The sequence below is a fragment of the Streptomyces sp. NPDC056883 genome, assembly GCF_042788835.1.
In the GTDB taxonomy this organism is placed as follows: Bacteria; Actinomycetota; Actinomycetes; order Streptomycetales; family Streptomycetaceae; genus Streptomyces; species Streptomyces stoeckheimensis.
Map to the genome: position 1 here is coordinate 205,225 of NZ_JBHUBS010000012.1, position 18,556 is coordinate 223,780.

Consider the following 18,556-nt stretch of genomic DNA (forward strand, 5'->3'; position numbering starts at 1 on the left):
CGCTCCCGGTGAGTCGGCTGCTGCTGCCGCGCAGGTCGAGAGCGGCCGCACGGGTCTCCCTTCGGGTTCCGGTTCCGGCGCCTCGGGCGAGCCTGCGGCCGGCGCCGCGCCGGTGGAGAGCGACCGCACGGCGTCGTTCCGTACGGCTCTGCCCAAGGGTTCCGGTTCTACCTCGGACGAGCCCGCGGCCGGCTCCGGCTCGGTCGACAGCGAGCGCACCGCGGTGTTCCGTACGGTCACACCGCCGGCCTCCACCGGTCGCCCCACGGATTCCGCTTCGGCCCCGGCGGAGCCCGCCGACAGCGAGCGCACGGCCGTGTTCCGCACGACGGCCCCTTCGACTGCCTCGGGCGCCCAGGCGGCTTCCGCTGCACCGGGTACCCGGCCGTCCGCGGGCACCTCGGCAGCGCCGGATGCTCCGGCTGCGCCGGGTAGCCAGGCGGCTTCCGGCGGCCCGGCTTCTTCGGCCGTCCGACCGTCCGCGGCTGCCTCGGGTGCTTCGGCGGGCCCGGATGCCGCGGCAGCTTCGAACAACGAGGCGGCTTCCGGCGCTCCGGCTTCGGCGGGTACTCGGCCGTCCGGGGGTTCCTCGGGCACTCCGGCGGCCCGGGATGCCGCGGCAGCTCCGAGCGGCCAGGCGGCTTCCGGCGGCCCGGGTTCTTCGGCCGTCCGACCGTCCGCGGCTGCCTCGGGTGCTTCGGCGGCCCGGGATGCCGCGGCAGCTCCGAGCGGCCAGGCGGCTTCCGGCGCTCCGGCTGCCCCGGGCGCTCGGCCGTCCGCGGGCACCTCGGCTGCGCCGGGCACTCCGGCGGCTTCCGGTGGCCCGGCTTCGGCCGGTACTCGGCCCGCCCCGGGAGCCTCGGGCATTCCGGGGACCCCGGGCGCTCCGGCTGCTTCGGGCGGCCAGGCGGCCTCGGGTGGCCCGGCTTCCTCGGGCGCTCCGGCGGCCTTCGGTGGCCCGGCTTCCTCGGGCACTCGGGCGCCTTCGGGTGCCCAGACTCCGCCCGGTGCTCCCGGTGCTCCCGGTGCTCCCGGTGCTCCCGGTGCTCCCGGTGCTCCCGGTGCTCCCGGTGCTCCCGGTGCCCCCGCCTCCGGTGGGGGCGTCGACAGTGAGCGGACCGCGGTGTTCCGGGCGGTCAAGCCCGGGGCCGGCGAAGGCGGGGCGGCGGAGGACAGCGAGCGGACTGCGGTGTTCCGGGCGGTGAAGCCCCCGGCTCCGGCCGCCCCGGCCGACGACGAGCCCGTCGACAGCGAGCGGACGGCTGTGTTCCGGGCCTTCAAGCCCGGCACCGCCAACCCGGCCGCCCCCGGGCAGGGCACCGCCAAGCCCGGTACCGCGGACCCGGCCGCTCCCGGCTCCGCCAGGCAGGGTGGGGAGCGGGCGAGCACCTTCGTACCGCTGCGGACCGACGACGCACCCGTCCGGCCCGCCACGGGCGCGCCCGGCGCGCCCCCCGCGCCCGGGGCTCCGCGGCCCACGGGTACCCCGGCTGCGGCCGCGGCGCAGGCTCCGCTGCGGACTCCGGTCGACCCCGGTGTGCGGGCCCCCGTCACCCCGGGCGTGCGGCCCCCCGTCGACCCCGGCGTGCGGACCCCCGTGACGCGGGAGTCCCCGGAGCGGACCACGCAGCAGCCGCTGCCGCCCAAGCCGCCGCTCGACATGCTGGCGGACCTCACCAACAACCCGCCCCCGCCGCCGAGCGCCGCCCGGACCGCCGTACGGCGGTTCAAGATCTACGCGCCCATCCTGGTGCTCCTCGCGGTGGTGCTCGCCGTCGTCCAGCTCGTGCGGCCGCTGCCCAAGCCCACGCTGAAGGTGACCGCGAACACCTCGTACACCTTCGAGGGCGGGGCCCCGTCCCTGCCGTGGCCGAAGGAGGGCCAGGCCTACATGGCCGCGGCCGGCCTCGGCCCCGTCGGGAGCTTCGGGGAGCAGAAGCCCGTGGCGATCGGCAGTGTCGCCAAGGCCATGACCGCCTACGTCATCCTCAAGGACTTCCCCATGAAGAAGGGGGAGAAGGGCCAGATGATCCCCGTCGACAAGACGGCGGTCGAGGACGGCAAGAAGGAGACCGAGGGCGAGTCCACGGTCAACAACCTGAAGGAGGGCGACAAGATCTCCCAGGAGGACGCCCTCAACGCGATCATGATCCCGTCCGCCAACAACGTCGCGCGACTCCTCGCGCGCTGGGACGGCGGGCAGGAGGCGTTCGTCAAGAAGATGAACGACACCGCCAAGGAACTCGGCATGACCAACACCACGTACACGGACCCCTCGGGTCTGGACGCGACCACGGTCAGCACCGCCGAGGACCAGGTCAAGCTCGGCCTCAAGATCGTCGAGATGCCGGAGCTGATCGCGATCACCAAGAAGCCGGAGTGGGTGGACCCCACGGGCAAGAAGTGGCGGAACTACAACGACCTGGTTCCGTTCAACGACTCGCTCGGCATCAAGACCGGCTCCACGAGCAAGGCCGGCGGCAACCTGCTCTTCGCCGCCCAGAAGAAGGTCGGCAAGACCAACCAGCTGATCGTCGGAGCGGTCCTCGGCCAGCACGGCGTGCCGATCCTCGGCACCGCGATCGCGGCGAGCAAGAACATCATGCTGGCCACGCAGAAGATGCTCACGGCAGCGCCCGTCGTCAAGAAGGGTTCCGTCGTCGGCTACGTGGACGACGGCCTCGGCACCCGGGTCCCGGTCGTGGCCACCGCCGACGTGGAGGCGGTCGGCTGGCCGACCCTCACCATTGCCATCAAGCTGGCCGACGGGGCCACCCAGCTCCCGCAGACCGCCAAGGCGGGCTCGGAGATCGGCATGCTGACCGTCGGCGAGGGCGCCAGCCAGGTGAAGGTGCCGGTGGCGCTGCAGAGCGACCTCACCGCACCCGGCATCGGCAAGAAGCTGACGCGCGTCGGCTGACGAGCGCGGCGCGGGTCCGGCGCCCCGGGGCAACCCCGGGGTGCCGGACCGCGTCTACGAACCGAGGGACGCACCCGAGGGGCGCACCCGAGGGACCGGAGTGGGGAGTACGTCGGCGTGACCACCGCTGAGCGGCAGGAACAGGGCCGGGAGCAGGCCCGGGGCCGGGACGGGGTTCCGCCCCGGGCCCCGGCTGACCCGGCTGCCCCGAGCCCGCAGGCCGGCCCTCAGGCCGCCCCCGGGCCGGTCGGCCGTGCGCTCGGCTGGGCCCGCCGGCACCCCGTCGCCGTGGCCACCGCGCTGGCCGGGCTGCTGCACGTGATCTGGTTCTTCGCCGTCGCCAACAGCGGCGGCGACCTCGCCGCGCAGGACGCCTGGGCCGAGTTCGTGGGCCGCCATCCCGACTCGGCGTACAACCTCGCCTGGTACGGCGGCATGCACCCGGTCTCGTACAGCGTGGTCTCGCCGTACGTGATGCACGTGCTCGGCGTCCGCACCACGATGATGATCGCCGGCACGGTCTCGGCCGGGCTGCTCGCGATGATCCTGACCCGCTGCCGGGGAGCCGTCCGCGAGCCCCTGTGGCCCGCCCTGGCCGGGGTGTACGGGCTGCTGTGCAACGCCGTGTCGGGCCGCGTCACCTTCGGGCTCGGCGCGATGTTCGCGCTCGGGGCCGTCGCCGCCGTCTTCTGCTGGCCCCGCAAATGGGCCGAGCGGCGCTGGGCGAAGGCCGCCGTGGCGGCTCCGCTCGCGGCGATCGCCACCGCCTCCAGCCCGGTCGCCGGGCTGTTCCTCGGGGTGATCGCGGCCGCGCTGTTCCTGAACGGCCGCCGCCCCGGCGCGTACGCCCTCGGCCTGGCCCCGGCGGCGGTGGTCGGGCTGTCCTCCTGGCTGTTCCCCTTCTCGGGGACCCAGCCGATGAAGCTGATCTCGGCGGCGCTGCCGTTCGCGTGCGCGCTGGCCGCGCTGTTCCTCGTGCCGAAGAGCTGGAAATCGGTCAGGACCGCGTCCGCGATCTACGCCCTCGGGGTGGCGCTGACCTGGTCGATCGAATCCCAGGTCGGCTCGAACGTGACCCGGCTGGCGATGCTCTTCGGCGGGGTGGTGCTGCTCGCCGCCCTCCCGTACGAGGCCCCGCGCACGCGCCGCTGGTACGGGCTGCTCCTCGCGCTGACCGGAGTGACCGCCTGGATCACCGTCAACAGCGTCACCGACATCGTCCGCACCACCCCGCTGGCCTCCTGGAGCCGGGAGCTCGCCCCGCTGGTGGACCAGCTCCAGAAGGCGGGCGCCGACCGGGGCCGCGTCGAGGTGGTCCCGGCCAGCAGCCACCGCGAGTCCTCCGCCTTCCCCGCGTACGTGAACCTCGCGCGCGGCTGGAACCGGCAGGCCGACCTGGAGCGCAACCCGGTCTTCTACGACGACACCCTGACGGCCGACAGCTACCGCGAGTGGCTGGACCGCTGGGCCGTGCACTACGTGGTGCTCCCCGCCGACAAACCCGATGAGGGCGGGCGGGACGAGGCGAAGCTGGTGCGCGAGGGGCTCCCGTACCTCCAGCAGGTGTGGGGCGACGCGAACTGGCAGCTCTTCAAGGTCACGGACCCGACGAACCTGGTCGCCGGCCCCGCGACGGTGGTGCGGGCCAGTGCCGACCAGCTGGTCATCGACGTGAAGCAGGCCGGACGGGTGCTGGTGCGCATCCCGCATTCCCCGTGGCTGGGCCTGGTGGACGGCGCCGGCAAGCCGGTGGAGTCGCCGCAGGAGACGGAGGCCTCGAAGGCCGCCGGGAAGGCGGTGCCGAAGGGCGAGGTCACCCCGCCCAAGGTCTACGCGAACACGGCCGGATGCCTGTTCAAGGCGCCCTCGGACGGGACCGGGGACGAGTGGACGGAGCTGCTGGTCCCGGCGCCGGGGGAGTACCGGATCGCGGCGAAGTACCAGATTCCGCGGGGCACGCCCTGTCCGGACGAGCTGCTCTACGAGGTGCTGGGGCCGCCGCAGCGGCCGTCGTCGCCGCGCCCTTGACCGGCCTTGATCGAACATTCTTTACGTCCGGTCCGGGTGCGTTGGGGCCTATATGTGCATACGATCCCAGTAGTCCGATTGGGTGCCCCGAGTCTTTTTAGGGAGTGACGACGGGATGAGCAAAGAGCAGAAGCAGGACTTCCAGGCGGCTGTCGCGAAGGCCGCGGAAGCGACCAACCTGCCCCGCACCGTGCAGCACGCGCACGGCTTCTCCGGCCCGATCCGGAGCAAGGTCAAGGGCGGAGCGCACACGAAGGCGGAACTCAAGCGGGCCGGGACCCCGCAGGGCGACCGCATCGGAGAGCGCAGCAGAGGCCTCAGCTGAGAATTGAGAATGTCGTGATGCGGCCCTTCCGGCTCCGGCCGGAAGGGCTTTCGTCTGCCTTAACGGCTTCGCGGGGTGGCGTCCGGCCGGCTGTTACGTTCCCGACGGACGACCCTGACCCGACCCTCGTAACGTCGTGTTCGTCGCCACCGCAGGCGACGCCGACCCGAGGGACACACACATGCGCGCCACTGCCCGTACCGCCGCCGTCGCGGCGCTCGCCACCCTCGCCGCGTGCGGGGCCCTCACGGCGTGCGGCACCGGTGGGGGGACCAAACTGCCGCCGGACCCCCAGGTGGGCAGCACGGCGGCCCCCGCGCGCACGGGCGAGGCGGCGCCCGCCCTCCCGGGGTCGAAGCCGACCGGCATGAAGATCGACGCGGCGGGCGTGGACGCGAGGAAGATGGTCGACCTCACGGTGGACCCGGCGACGGGCGAGCTCGGTGTGCCGAACGCGGACACCGACGCGGACAACCCGGGCTGGTGGACCCAGGGCGTGACTCCGGGCGAGAAGGGGGCGGCCGTCCTGGTGGCGCACTTCGACACGAAGTACGGGCCCGCGGTGATGAAGAACGTCAAGAAGATCAAGCTCGGTGACCTGATCGAGGTGCCGCGCGAGGACGGGAAGACGGCCAGGTTCGCGATCCGCGAGATCGAGGACGTCGCGAAGAAGGACTTCCCGACCGACAAGGTCTACGGGGAAACCAACCGCCCCGAGCTGCGCCTGCTGACCTGCGGCGGCGAGATCAAGGACGGCCACCGCACCAACAACGTGATCCTCTACGCCGACCTGGTGGCCTGACCCCGCCGGTTTCGCGCGACCACCCGAGACAGTTCCTTGACCCGCGGGCGGGGCGGGGGCCTATCGTCGGCGGCCGGCAGTGACCAGGACGAGGAGGGGGTGCCTTGGTGTCAGTGGGAGGAGTGCGACAGGTATCCGTACTGGACCGCGCGCATTCCGGCCTGGAACCGGCTGCGGACGCCCAGGTGGGTCAGCAGCCCGGTGATCACGCGGCCCACGGTGCGCGTGGAGACGCCCAGGCTGTGGGCGATGGCCTCGTCCGTCCGGCCCTCGGCCATGAGCTGCAGTACCGCGGCCTGTTGACGCGTGAGGAGCTCCGGGGAGCAGGGCGCCGCCGTCGGCCCGAGGGGGGTCGCGGCTTCCCAGATGTGCTCGAAGAGCGTGACCAGCAGGGAGATGAGGCCCGGGCTGGTGACCAGCGCCGCCGCGGCCGCGGTGTTCTTCTCGTCGACGGCCACCAGGGCGCTGCGGCGGTCCACGATGGTCAGGCGGTTGGGCAGGACCGGGCTGGTGCGGATGTGGGCGCCGACGCTCTCCAGCCACGTCGCGTACTCCCGGGCCTGGTTGTCGTGGCGGATGCTGTCGAGGTAGATGGTCCGCATCACGATGCCCTGCTCGACGTTGCGCAGGTTCAGCGGCCGGGCCGCCTCGATGCTCGCCTGGGACATCTGCGAGTCGGGGGCGAACGACAGCACCTCGGAGCGGGTCCCGGCGGACAGCAGCTCGATCTGGTCCCGGATCGCGTCGATGCCCTCCAGGTACCGGATCCCGGATCTGGAGGACTCCTGCGACGAGGAGTCGGCGATCTCGGCCATCAGGCCGACGACGGCGGCCCGCGTGGCCTCCATGCGCTGCTGCTGGGCGGCGAGTTCGGCCTGCTGGCGGGCCTGGAGGAGCTGGAGGGCGAGCTGCGGATCGATTGCGCGGCCCTGTTCGGGATCGCCCCCGCCGCCGCGCAGCAGCGCCATTTCGCTGAGCAGGGCCAGTGAGCGGCGTACGTCCTCCGGGGCCAGCCCGAGGCGCCCTGCCAGCTCCAGAACACCGTCCTGGGGATTGGCCAGTTTGCTTCGATAGACCGTTGCGGTCACGTCATCGAGTTCTAGTCGACCGAACATTGTCGCCCACCCCCTGGAAGACCATGCATGGCATATCGGCGCAGCTCACATGCCCTGTTTACGTGCGTCAGGCTAGCTTGATCGGCCGCCCGATCGAAGGGCGCTCGGCACGGAATCCAGCGGAGAAATCCGGCCGATCTGACGAATGCGGCCATGCCGGTTGTCCGGTGCTCCCCCTGCTCCGCCCGGGGCGGTCGACTTCCCGCCGGCGAAGCACGTTTGATGAGGAAATTCCACCTAATGGAGCTGAATCAGGAGGTTTTATGTATCTCGTCCACTTGTACCTGAGTGCCCCTCCGGGGGTGGGCGACCTGCCGACCGGTGTGGAGGCCGCCCTCTCCGAGGTCGAGCCGACGGTCGAAATGGCCGTCCGGCACGTGCGGGCGACCGGGGAGCCGGTGCTCGGCGTCTACCTCAAGGCCCCTGACCTGCACACCGCCGAGCAGCGGGCGGCGGTGGCCTGGCACCTCGCCGTGCGCCGGACGGCCGGGGCCGACGCGTGGACCCTGCTGAAGGCCGAGGTACCGCTGCTGGTCCTCGACGAACCGGTCTGACGAACCGGCCTGGCGACCGGCTGACGACCGGCCTGGCGACCGGCTGACGACCGCCCCGACAGGCGCTTCCGAGGCCACCCTGTCCGGTGTAAGACATGTCGGGTCCAGGACAGCCAAGACCCCTAGATCGCCCCCTTCACCTGCGGCAACCTTGATCACGTCAGCAGGGAACGCCGCTCAACTCGGGGGAATCCAGTCATGCTTAGCCGTCTCAAGTCCGCCACGCTCGTCGCAGTCACCGCCACCGCGCTCCTCACCGGAGCCGTCACCGGAGTGGCCGCACAGATCACCGGTTCGGACGGTGCGACGCACCAGGCGGACTGGCGCTGGGACTCCCCCGCCCCGGTCATCGCGAACGGAGCGGACAGCTGAGCACCGGCCTCCGGTCCGGGGGGAACAGGGTCCGCGAGGCACCGATGGTGACCGCAGCGGCCCGGCGGGGAGCGCCTTCCCGCACCACCGGCCGATTCGCCTGGCTGTCCCCGACGGCCCTCTGGCCACTGGCACGACACCTGCTCGCCACCGGTACGGTCCGCCCCCAAGGAGGCGGCACCCGCAGGGCGGACGAGGAGGCCGTGTTCGCAGCGGTCCTGTACATCCTGGTGAGCGGCGAATCCTGGCGCGCACTACCGAAGTCCTTCCCCGTCTCCTGGCAGAACGCCCACCGGCGCTTCGGCCAGTGGTGCGAGGAGGACCTGTGGAACCGGATGGCGGCCACCGCCCGGGCCACGCCCCACATCTCCGCACCGGTACGCGACTGGGCCGAACGCGTCGCCGAGGCGGCCCGGTCCCGCAGGCCGGACGTCACGGACCTCACCGAGCTCACGGACCTCACCGAGCTCACGGACCTCACCGAGCTCACGGACCGACCCGGTCTCGCGGCCCGTACGACCCCTACGGACATCCAGGCCCAGACCCGCACGCAGGCCCGTACGCAGATCCGTACGCAGGCCAGTACGCAGGCCGGCGCCCCGTCCCGGGCCCGGGTTGCCTGACCGAGCCGCTCACCCCGGCCCCCTCCGGTCAGGGTCCGCAGGCCCGCCCCTCGCCTGACCCCCTCACCTGAACCCCTCTCCGCCGCTCCCGTGGCACAGCCATGCCCCGGGCAGAGCCCTGCCCCTGACCGTCCTGCCCACGAGCAGCGGCAGCGGCATCGCACCGGAACAGACTTCCGCACCCCACCCGAACACCCGTCGAAAGGTTTACCGTGCGCAGATCAGCGCTCCCCATCGTGGCGGCCATGTCCATGGCCCTGCTGCTCCCCCAGAACTTCTCGGCCTCCGCCGCCGAAGAGGTGCCCAGCGCGCCCCTCGCCGCGGGTGAGATCCAGAACATCGGCCCGGGCATGTACGAGTCCGCGACCAACAGTTACGAGATCAGCGAGACCGACATCGCGGCCGGCCTCATGGGCCGTACGCACACCGTCGCCGGCCAGGCGCAGGGCGGGGTCTCGCAGGCCCAGGACGCCCCCCAGACCCGCTCCGACCTCGGAGTCTTCGGTCCCAGCTGGGAAGCCGAGTTCGTCGGTGGCCAGCTGAACCGCAAGCTGACGCAGGACTCGGGGTCGATCACCACCACCGACCTGGACAGCGCCTCGTACACCCGCTACGACCTGACCGACTCCCTGGAGGCTCCGGGCGGCGGCAGCATCAACACCTACAAGGCGTCCGACGGTTCGACCCTGGTCGAGAACGTGACCTGGGACGACCTCGCCGGTGAGATGAAGTCGAACATCACCGAGACGCTGAACATCGCCATGGGCGCCGCGGCCGAGGGCGACAACGGCCCCAAGGGCGCGGACGGCAACCCCATCCCGGCGGCCGACCTCAACCCCACGTACACCTGGAAGCAGGTGTCGGGCACCGGTGACACCTGGCGCGTCACCAGCGTCGGCAACAAGGCGTACAAGTCCACCACCGTCGCCTACGACGGCCAGGGCCGCGTCGCCACCGTCAGCGAGCCCGCCCGCGGTGACAACCCCGCGCAGTCCCTCGCCCTGAACTACGCCACCGCGACCACCGCGACGGGCTCGACCCTCGGTGACGTGGCCGGCCAGGTCAAGGACATCACGGTCACCACCGGCCAGACCGTCCAGACCCTGGCCCGCTACACCTACGAGGCCTCCGGTCTGCTCCGAGAGGTCAAGAACCCGGCCGAGGGCAGCGAGCTCAACGCCTACACCTACGACGGCAACGACCGCCTCTCGACCCTGACGAGCGGCACCGGCGGCGCGTGGGAGCTGACGTTCAGCGGCGCCGCAGCCGCCCCGCAGGCCCGCGAGACCAGCGGTACCCTGCCCGACGCCGGCTCCATGGCGCCGGGCCAGGAGAACCCCGACGGGGTCAGCCCGCCCTCCGAGAAGTTCCTCGGCGGTGACATCTCCGACCCGCAGGCCAACCCGCGCTCCTGCTCCTCCCCGGAGGCGTGGATCCGCTGGTGGGGCGACTGCAGCACCCCCGTGGCCCACTACGGCTGGCGCTGGCCGTCCTGGAAGCAGACGCCCACCGGCTACTGGGTCCGCGGAGTCTTCTTCGACCACTGCACCGACTCGTACGACCGGCCCGGCGGCTTCGACTTCCGCTCGGCGTGCGACGCGCACGACTACGCCTACGGCACCATCGGCAACACCTGGAAGGGCTACAGCTACTACCTGGACCGCAGCAAGGACTACGCCGCGGACGGCGCGTTCTACAGCCTGCTGAAGAACAACACCTGCCCGGCCTACTCCTGGTGGGTGCGCGGAGCCTGCGACAAGCTGGCCTACAGCTACTACCTCGGCGTCCTCTACGGCGGCAACCCGTACAACGGCGCCCGCAACACCTGATCGTCCCGCCGGTTCGCTCCGCGAATCGACTGACGGTCTGACGGACTGACCGACGGACTGACTGACGCACCCGTTCGACGGACATCGCAGGAGCCGGGCGCCCGATTCCCCCCGGCCGCCCGGCCCTGCGCCTCCTCCGGCTCCTGCGTCTCGTACGTCGCCTCCGGAGCCCTGCGCCTTCCCCCGCGCTTGCGCCTCCGCCCTGAACTTCGCACCACGCCGCAGGACTTCGGTTCTGCACCACTGAACTTCGCACCACCCCGCTGAACTCCGGTTCCGCACCGCGCCCCTGGCCTCCGATCCGGCTGTGCCTGCGCTCCCGTCGTCCTCGCCCGTGCCTCGCCCTCGCCCGCGCGCCCGATGACCACCCCTCCCCCTTCCCCTCCTCTTTCACGGAGACACGAGTGAAGAGATCCACGCGGGTCGTGCTTGCCGCCTCGGCAGTAGCCGCCGTACTCACCGCCGTACCGGTCGCCATCAACCCCCTGACGGGCGCCGGCACGGCGTTCGCCGCGGACAACGGCGCGATCGACCCGCCGCTGTTCGACGAGACCCAGGACGGCGGCACCGTCCGCGTCAACGTCGTCCTCGACGGGCGGTCGGAGCTCTCCTCCGCCTCCGAAGCGGGCGAAGTCCTCGTCTCCTACGACACCCTGCCGATGGTCACCCTCCGCGTGAACCGGTCGGGCCTGGACTCGCTGAGCACCATGGCGGGCGTCGTCAGCGTCACCGAGGACATCCCCGTCGAACCGACGCTGAACGAGTCCACCGCGAAGATCGGCAGCGACGTGGCCGTCGCCGCGGGGAAGACCGGCGCCGGCAGCACGATCGCGATCCTCGACACCGGCGTCGCCACCAACCACCCCTTCCTCGCGGGCCGGGTCAAGGCCGAGTCGTGCTTCTCCGTCAACGACGCCGCCTACGGCGCCACCAGCCTGTGCCCCGACGGCACGGCCGAGCAGCACGGCACCGGCAGCGCCGACGCCGACAGCGGCCCCTGCACCACCGTCGGCGCCGGCTGCTCCCACGGCACCCACGTCGCCGGCATCGCCGCGGGCAACGGAACCGGTGTGAGCGGGGCGCCCGCCCGCGGAGTCGCCCCCGGCGCGGACATCATCGCCATGCAGGTGTTCTCCAAGTTCACCTCCGACACCTACTGCGGACCGGGCGCCAGCCCCTGCGTCCTCAGCTTCACCAGTTCGCAGATCAAGGCCCTGGAGAAGGTCGCGGGCCTCAAGACCGCCGGTACCAACATCATCGCCGCGAACCTGTCCCTGGGCGGCGGCCGCTGGACGGCCGCCTGCGCCACGGATGCCCGTAAGCCGATCATCGACACCCTCTTCGGCCAGGGCGTCGCCACCGTCGTCGCGGCCGGCAACAACGGCTACACGAACGCGGTCAACGCCCCCGGCTGCGTGCCCTCGGCCCTCACCGTCGGCTCCACCACGGACGACGACCAGCTCTCCACCTTCAGCAACCGCGGCCCGCTCGTGGACCTGCTCGCCCCCGGCACCGGCATCGTGTCCTCCGTCCCCGGCGGCGGTTTCGCCTCCAAGAACGGCACCTCGATGGCCGCGCCCCACGTGGCCGGCGCCCTCGCGATCCTGCGGCAGACCTACCCCGGCAAGACCCTCGCCGAGCTGGAGGCCCTGCTGAAGGACGGCGGGACGCCCATCACCTACGAGGGTGCGGTCACGCCCCGACTCAAGATCAACCTCCCGCAGCAGCCGCAGCGCCCCCGCTTCACCGACTTCAACTGCGACGCCATCGAGGACACCGTCGTCGGTGACCCCAAGGCGGCCGTCGGCGGAGACGCCGGCGCCGGTCTGGTCCGCGTGATCTACGGCGGCGGCAAGGGCACGGCCGAGTTCCACCAGGACCTCGCCACCGTCCCGGACGACGCCGAAGCCGGCGACTCCTTCGGTGAGAACCTGGCCACCTTCGACCACGACGAGGACGGCTGCTCCGACCTCGTCGTGGGCATCCCGAGCGAGGACATCGGTACGGAAGCCGACGCCGGCGCCGTCAGCGTCCTCTACGGTGCCGCAGGCGGCCTGACCACCGGCAAGGCCGCCCTCAACCTGGTCCAGGGCACGGGCGAAGGCGCCGTCAAGGCCGCGGCCTCCGTCGCCGAGGACCGCTTCGGCCACGCCGTCGCCGCCGGGCACACCGCCCAGGGCCAGCCCTACCTGCTGATCGGCGCGCCCGGCAAGGACATCGGCGCCGTCAAGGACGCCGGCAGCGTCTACTACCTGCGCGGGACCACCAACGTGGCGACCGACCAGAACAAGCCCGCCATGGACGGCGACACCGAGACCGGCGACCGGTTCGGCTCGACCATCGCCGCCTCCGCGAACCACATCGTCATCGGCACCCCGAACGAAGCCATCGGCACCGCGGCCGACGCGGGCAACATCCAGCTGCTCACCCACGAGCTGAACGCGAGCGGCCTGCCGACCCCCCTCATCGGCCTCAACCAGAACGACCCGATCCTCGGCAGCCTCGCCGAGGCCGGCGACCTGTTCGGCGGCTCGCTCTCCGCCGTCGCCTACACCCCGTCCGGCGGGACCGCCTCCACGGACACCGTCCTCGCGGTGGGCGTGCCCGGCGAGGGCCTGACGGTCGCCTCGGCCCCCGTCGACCACGCAGGTCAGGCCTACACCTTCCGCATCACCGGTGCGGGCGTCGTCACCAAGGTCGCCTCCATCACCGCCGAGGTCGCCGGAGTGACCGGCACGGCCGTCGCCGGTGACCAGCTCGGCCAGAGCGTGTCCCTGGTCAACCTCGCCCCCGACGCACCCGCCACCCCGGCGACCCTCGTCCTCGCGGTCGGCATCCCGGGCAAGGACGTCGGCGGCGCCGCCGACGCGGGCGCGGTGCAGACCTTCGACCCGCTCGGCGTCCCCGGCGACACCGACCAGTGGATCCAGGCGGGCGACGCCTCCGGCCTGGGCGGCACCCCGACGGCCGGCCACGCCATCGGCTCGCACCTGGGAGCCACCACCTCGGCCCTGCGCATCGGCGTCCCGAACGCGACGCCGTCCGGCGCGGTCCACGCCCTCCCGTGGGGCAACACGACCGCCGGCCGCACCGGAGCAGCCGGCACCGTCACCACCCACCAGCCGGGCCAGAACGGCCTCCCGGCCGGCGGCACCGCCTTCGGCTGGTCCACCGCCTGACCAGGCCCCCGGGGCCATGCATCGCCACCCGGGAGGGAAGGGCCACCCCCTCCCTCCCGGGCGGCGGTGGCCCCACCCCAGGCCCTTGAACTGGGCCTTTACCAACCCCCGGCGATGGTGCAAGATCGCTCCCACCCCGCCCCACCCGCCCGTCCCTCACCACGATCCGGCCGCTACCGCGCCTCCGGGAGGACCCCCGTGTCTCAGCTCATCGGTTACGCGTCAGGCGTCTTCGACCTCTTCCACATCGGCCACCTCAACCTGCTCAAGCAGGCACGGGCCCAGTGCGATTACCTGGTGGCCGGCGTGCTGACCGACGAGGCCTCCTGCCACAAGGGCTTCCCCCCGGCGATCCCCCTCCACGACCGACTCGAGGTCGTCCGCTCCATGAACTGCGTGGACGAGGCCATCGTCGACCCCACCCTGGAGAACCTGGACGCCTGGCAGCAGATCGGCTTCCACCGCCTCTTCAAGGGCGACGACTGGCGGAACACCCCCCGGGCCCGGCGCTGGGAAAGCGACTTCGGCACCCTGGGCGTGGAGGTCGTCTACCTCCCGAACACCCCCCACGCCCCCAGCACCAACCTCCACCGCCTGATCAACCAGCTCTAACCCCCAGCCACCCCGAAGGCCCCCAGCCACAACAGGCCGGGGGCCTTCGCGCACGAGCAGGAGGACCGGGGCCGCACTGCCCCTCCTCCTCACCGGATGGCGGACGCGGTCTGCGCCTCCAGAAGGCGGAATTCCAGCACGACTTCGGACCCGACGCCGCCTCGGCACGACTGATCGCCAAGACCCCGTCCTCAACCGAAAAGCCGACACCGTAGCCCGTCCCGATGACCGGGCGCGAGGTGCTGGAGATTCTCGAGGCTCACGACAGGATGAGCGCGCCGTTTTCATCAAAGGTGACAACGTATGCCAAATCGCTGCCTACCAGCACTTCTCCGTCTCCGGAAAATGTCTCTTCTTCTCCGTTTGGATTTGTGACAACAAGCGTAATGGAATAGCTGACCGTCAGGCCGGAAAGTCGTCCACTCAATTCAAAGCTGCCGGACGCATTTCGGTTGCTGGTGTCCATGTCGAGAGTCAGGGGCCCGGCCCCGGCGAGGGTGATCTCGTCGTGCTCGCTGGTGGCTCCGTCCGTCAGGGTGCTGCTGACATGCACCTCGATGGTGGAATATTGCGCCTCTGTCGAAGTCGCGGTTGTTGGCGATGATCCCGAATCCGACTTGGACTCTGCCACATAAATGAACCCGAAGATGGCCAGCGCGTAAGTCGCGATACTGACCGCCAGAATGGCAACCCTTGGGAGGCGCCCAATGCTTCCTTCCAGGGTGATGTGGAATTGGGACGACCCCATGCTTGCTCCATGCCCAACAATTCCGATGAGCAGGAGAAACGTTGCAATGACGAGCGTCACTATCGGGAAGAATTCCATATCCGATACCCGTCTTCGGCAGGCTGATATCTCAGCCGGGCGGACATGCTGACACCAAGAATGGGATCGCCCGTGAAGATCATGCCGAACACGCCTTGACTTAGGCGCGTAAATAGGATCCACCTCTTCCCATTCAACGGCTGTGCAACTGGTCCTGCAACCTGGGATTGAGGCGATCGTCCAAGCGCGGCGCAGCGAGCCAAGCCTCGTTCGGCGACCTGCTCGCCGGAAGGGCGGTGTCCGGGGCCCGGGTAGGCGATGTAGTCGCTGACGTGCGGCGGGCAACGTGGGCCCAGTACGCGCACGTTGTGGACGACACGAAGCGGGAAGCGATCAGCCCCATGGCCCGGATGCTGAGGCGCCAGCGCCTGAGTACGTGACCCGATTGCCGTCAGCCGGTGCAGTCAAACGGCCCGGAGCGTGATCGCTCCGGGCCGTTTTCCCTTGTGCCCTCGGCAGGATTCGAACCTGCGACACCCGCTTTAGGAGAGCGGTGCTCTATCCCCTGAGCTACGAAGGCGGGCCTTGCGTGCGACGTGGCTGACTGCTCTGCGTGAGAGTCGGGCTCGCCTCGGCAAGGTCCTGGGCTGCCACAAGGGCAGCCCAGGGACAGGGTAGCGGATCAGAGCGGGGCTCCGCGGGTCAGTTCTCGGGGGAGCGGCCGGGAGGGCTGACGGTGTGTGCCCGGCCTCAGGGCGTCAGGAAGCGGGTCCGCAGGCGTGCCGTTGTGGTCGGGGTGATGCCGACCTCGTCCGTCAGGTAGGCGTGGACCGAGCCGTGGCGGGTGGTGAGGTCGGACAGGGTCAGGCGGAGGATCTCGGCGGGTGCGCGGCCGTACGAGGGCCAGCGCATGGTGCGGCCCGGGTGGGCGGTGTGCCAGTCGGCCGTCAGACGGGCGGTGGCCAGCTCGGTCAGGGCGAAGTCCGCGAGGATCTGCTCCTCGTCCACGCCGAGGAGGGTCAGGACGAGCGCGGCGATCAGGCCGGTGCGGTCCTTGCCCGAGGTGCAGTGGAAGACCGCGGGGCCCGGGCCCTCGGCGAGCAGCTCGATCGCGGCGCGGATCTCCGCCACCCCGTCCTCGGCGACCTCGGCGAACCGGTCCGCGAGGAACCGCCAGGGGTCGGTGTCCGGGTCGATCTCGGCCTGGTCGTACGGCCGGTGCTCGATGCTGTGGTTGGCGTACGTGAACCGCTCGGGCTCCGGAATCCGGCCCTTCGCCTCGATCTCCCAGGGGTAGCGCAGGTCGATGACCGTGCGCACGCCGAGGTCCAGGAACCGGTCCCAGTCGGCGCCCGCGAGCTTGCCGAGCGAGTCCGCCCGATAGAGGGCGCCCCATACGACGGTGGAGCCGTCCTGCGTGCGATAGCCGCCCAGGTCACGGAAGTTGTGCAGTCGCTCGAACTCGATGTGGCGGGTCGTGGTCATGCGCGGATCCCCCTCGGTGCGTGCCGATGATCTTCCTGTGGCCGAGAGGCTACCCGTGCGGCTCAGCGCATCTGCAGGGCCGCGGCGAAGTCCATCTTGTCCTCGAGCCGGCTCAGGTTGCGCCCCGTCAGCGCCTCGATGCGGCTGATCCGGTAGCGCAGCGAGTTCACGTGCAGGTGCAGCGCCTCCCCGCACCGCGCCCAGGAGCCGTCGTGTTCCAGGAAGGACCGCAGCGTGGGAACCAGGTCGGAGCGGTAGCGCCGGTCGTAGTCCGTCAGCGGGGCCAGCAGCCGGCGGCTGAACTCCCGCCGGACCTCGGCCGGGATCAGCGGCAGCAGCGCCATGACGTGCGCGGCGAGATCGTCCGCCCCACGGGCGGCGACCTGTTCCGAAGGGGCCGAGACCTGACGGGCGTTACGGGCCTGCGCGAGCGCGTGCCGCAGTTCCGCGACCCCGCCCACCGGGTCGCTGACGCCGAAGGCCAGCCGCTCCCCGGCCCGCAGCCCGCGCGGCAGCGAACCGCCGGCGACCCGGACGACCGCCTCGGGGGTCAGCCGTGCGTCCGCCCCGACGAGCACGAAGGCGACGGCCTCGGCTCCGTCGCCGGCCGCGGTGACGGCCATCCGCGGACCGGCGTCCGGCCCCAGGCAGCGCGGATGCAGCAGGACCTCCTCCAACAGGTCGCGCACGGACGCCGCTACGGGGAACCCGTGCGCCCCCTTCGAGTCCAGCCGGGCCGATACGGCCTGCCAGAGCAGTCGGCCTTCCGAGCCGGCGTCCCCGGCCTCCCCGGTGGCCCCGGCGTCCCCCGCCGTGAGCCGGGCCGCCGCCTCCTCTTCCTCGAAGAGAGCCTGCCCGCCCTCCCCGACGGCGGCGGCCGAGCCGACCAGCGCCAGCAGCCGTTCGGCTGCGCGCCGCCGCATCGTGCGATCGGTGTCGCGGCCGCCGCGCTCCACCGAGACCAGCCGCGCGAGCCGGTCCAGCAGGTCGAGGCGTTCGTCGTTCCAGTCGGCGCTGTCGGCCTCGACGGCGATCAGCCAGTCGGTCAGCGCCGCGCCGGGAGCGGAGTCCCCGTCCCCGGTCCCGGAGCGGACCGGGAACAGGGAGAAGGCCGTTCCGCGCGCGACCGTGCGGTGCGGGGCCCGCTCGCCCGCCCGTTCCGCTGCCAGGAACCGCCCGGCCAGCGCCGAGGCCGTCTTCTCCGGCAGCGGGGGCTGCGCGCCCGCGATCTGCCGGCCGGTCGGCGACAGGATGTGTGCGTGCAGGTCCAGCTCGGCCAGCAGCAGTTCGAGGAGGGCTTCGGCCCCCGCCCCGGCCTGCCGTTGGGTGCTGAAGCGCCGGTGCCTGTCGACGAGCGCGGCTAGGCCGCCGATCCGCTCCTCGGTGCGGCCGCGCGCCACGTACTCGGTGACCGAGGTGAACGGCACCTCCACGCCGACCGCGAGCAGCGGCAGCCCGTACCGGGCGCAGGCCTCCACCAGATCGTCGGGGACGTGGCCGAACTGCGCCTCGCCCGCGCCCAGCGCGACGGCGCCCGCCTCCACGAGCACGCGGACGAACGCGTCGGACCGGCCGGCCCCTGCATCCCGGTCGGCCACTTCATCCTGGCCGGCCCCTGCGTCCGGCCCGGCCCCCGCATCCTGCCCCGCATCCCGCCCCGCCCCCGCGTCCTGCCGGTGCCAGGCCAGTCCGGACAGCACCAGGTCCCCCGGGGACACGAAGCGCCCGGGGTCGGGCAGGTCGATGGTCACCGTTCCGAGGACGGGCCGGTCGAGGTCCCGCTCGCCGCCGGGCAGCCGCAGCAGGCGCAGCAGACACGGGTCCGCAGGCGCCTGGGCCTCTTCGGACGACAGCAGATCACGCAGCCTCATGACCCCACTTTGCCATGCGGCGCCAGGTTCCCGATCGCGACGGTTTTCCGCTGAACCCCAGGTCAGGCCTTTACG

Annotated in this window: 14 protein-coding genes and 1 tRNA gene; 10 read left to right on the forward strand and 5 right to left on the reverse strand. The window is 71.8% G+C overall.

Annotation, left to right across the window (positions count from 1 at the left end; genetic code table 11):
- The first annotated feature begins 1,123 nt into the window (after window positions 1–1,123).
- From ACFRU2_RS27305 to ACFRU2_RS27320, 4 genes are all read left to right on the forward strand, one after another.
- Window positions 1,124–2,920: a D-alanyl-D-alanine carboxypeptidase family protein gene (locus ACFRU2_RS27305; protein WP_382976684.1), complete on the forward strand. Its 1,797-nt coding sequence runs from the start codon at window positions 1,124–1,126 to the stop codon at window positions 2,918–2,920.
- A gap of 117 nt (window positions 2,921–3,037) precedes the next feature.
- Entirely contained in the window at window positions 3,038–4,948 is a 1,911-nt protein-coding gene (locus ACFRU2_RS27310) for an MFS transporter (RefSeq protein ID WP_382976685.1), read from the forward strand.
- A gap of 115 nt (window positions 4,949–5,063) precedes the next feature.
- On the forward strand, window positions 5,064–5,273 hold the full coding sequence (locus tag ACFRU2_RS27315) for a hypothetical protein (protein WP_250742591.1): 210 nt from the start codon (window positions 5,064–5,066) through the stop codon (window positions 5,271–5,273).
- 181 nt (window positions 5,274–5,454) lie between these two features.
- The gene (locus tag ACFRU2_RS27320; protein WP_382976687.1) at window positions 5,455–6,075 is read left to right on the forward strand and encodes a sortase domain-bontaining protein; all 621 of its coding nucleotides are present in this window, start codon (window positions 5,455–5,457) and stop codon (window positions 6,073–6,075) included.
- Between the two features lie 110 nt (window positions 6,076–6,185).
- Here ACFRU2_RS27320 and ACFRU2_RS27325 read toward each other — a convergent pair whose 3' ends face one another.
- Window positions 6,186–7,163 (reverse strand): LuxR C-terminal-related transcriptional regulator, encoded by a 978-nt coding sequence (locus tag ACFRU2_RS27325; RefSeq protein WP_382976689.1) that lies wholly within the window; start codon window positions 7,161–7,163, stop codon window positions 6,186–6,188.
- A gap of 290 nt (window positions 7,164–7,453) precedes the next feature.
- On the opposite strand from ACFRU2_RS27325, the gene ACFRU2_RS27330 reads away from it, so the two are divergent.
- From ACFRU2_RS27330 to ACFRU2_RS27355, 6 genes are all read left to right on the forward strand, one after another.
- Window positions 7,454–7,744 carry a hypothetical protein gene (locus ACFRU2_RS27330; protein WP_382976692.1) on the forward strand — a complete coding sequence of 97 codons (291 nt, stop codon included), beginning with the start codon at window positions 7,454–7,456 and terminating at the stop codon, window positions 7,742–7,744.
- Window positions 7,745–7,942: 198 nt separating this feature from the next.
- Window positions 7,943–8,116 (forward strand): hypothetical protein, encoded by a 174-nt coding sequence (locus ACFRU2_RS27335; protein ID WP_382976694.1) that lies wholly within the window; start codon window positions 7,943–7,945, stop codon window positions 8,114–8,116.
- A 44-nt stretch (window positions 8,117–8,160) separates the two neighbouring features.
- Window positions 8,161–8,739: a transposase gene (locus ACFRU2_RS27340; RefSeq protein WP_382976696.1), complete on the forward strand. Its 579-nt coding sequence runs from the start codon at window positions 8,161–8,163 to the stop codon at window positions 8,737–8,739.
- Window positions 8,740–8,951: 212 nt separating this feature from the next.
- A complete protein-coding gene (locus ACFRU2_RS27345) occupies window positions 8,952–10,568 on the forward strand; it encodes a phospholipase A2 (RefSeq protein ID WP_382976697.1) in 1,617 nt (538 codons plus the stop codon).
- 404 nt (window positions 10,569–10,972) lie between these two features.
- Entirely contained in the window at window positions 10,973–13,747 is a 2,775-nt protein-coding gene (locus tag ACFRU2_RS27350) for a S8 family serine peptidase (protein WP_382976699.1), read from the forward strand.
- A gap of 198 nt (window positions 13,748–13,945) precedes the next feature.
- Complete coding sequence (locus ACFRU2_RS27355) at window positions 13,946–14,359, forward strand: adenylyltransferase/cytidyltransferase family protein (RefSeq protein ID WP_382976701.1); 414 nt, start codon at window positions 13,946–13,948, stop codon at window positions 14,357–14,359.
- Window positions 14,360–14,618: 259 nt separating this feature from the next.
- On the opposite strand, the gene ACFRU2_RS27360 is transcribed toward ACFRU2_RS27355, so the two are convergent.
- The 4 genes from ACFRU2_RS27360 to ACFRU2_RS27375 all read right to left on the reverse strand — a co-directional run bounded on the left by ACFRU2_RS27360 (window position 14,619) and on the right by ACFRU2_RS27375 (window position 18,481).
- Window positions 14,619–15,185 carry a hypothetical protein gene (locus ACFRU2_RS27360; RefSeq protein ID WP_382976703.1) on the reverse strand — a complete coding sequence of 189 codons (567 nt, stop codon included), beginning with the start codon at window positions 15,183–15,185 and terminating at the stop codon, window positions 14,619–14,621.
- Window positions 15,186–15,632: 447 nt separating this feature from the next.
- Window positions 15,633–15,705: transfer RNA gene (locus tag ACFRU2_RS27365), tRNA-Arg, on the reverse strand.
- A 170-nt stretch (window positions 15,706–15,875) separates the two neighbouring features.
- Window positions 15,876–16,610 carry a tyrosine-protein phosphatase gene (locus ACFRU2_RS27370; RefSeq protein WP_382976705.1) on the reverse strand — a complete coding sequence of 245 codons (735 nt, stop codon included), beginning with the start codon at window positions 16,608–16,610 and terminating at the stop codon, window positions 15,876–15,878.
- A gap of 62 nt (window positions 16,611–16,672) precedes the next feature.
- The gene (locus tag ACFRU2_RS27375) at window positions 16,673–18,481 is read right to left on the reverse strand and encodes a PucR family transcriptional regulator (protein ID WP_382976706.1); all 1,809 of its coding nucleotides are present in this window, start codon (window positions 18,479–18,481) and stop codon (window positions 16,673–16,675) included.
- Between the last annotated feature and the right edge of the window lie 75 nt (window positions 18,482–18,556).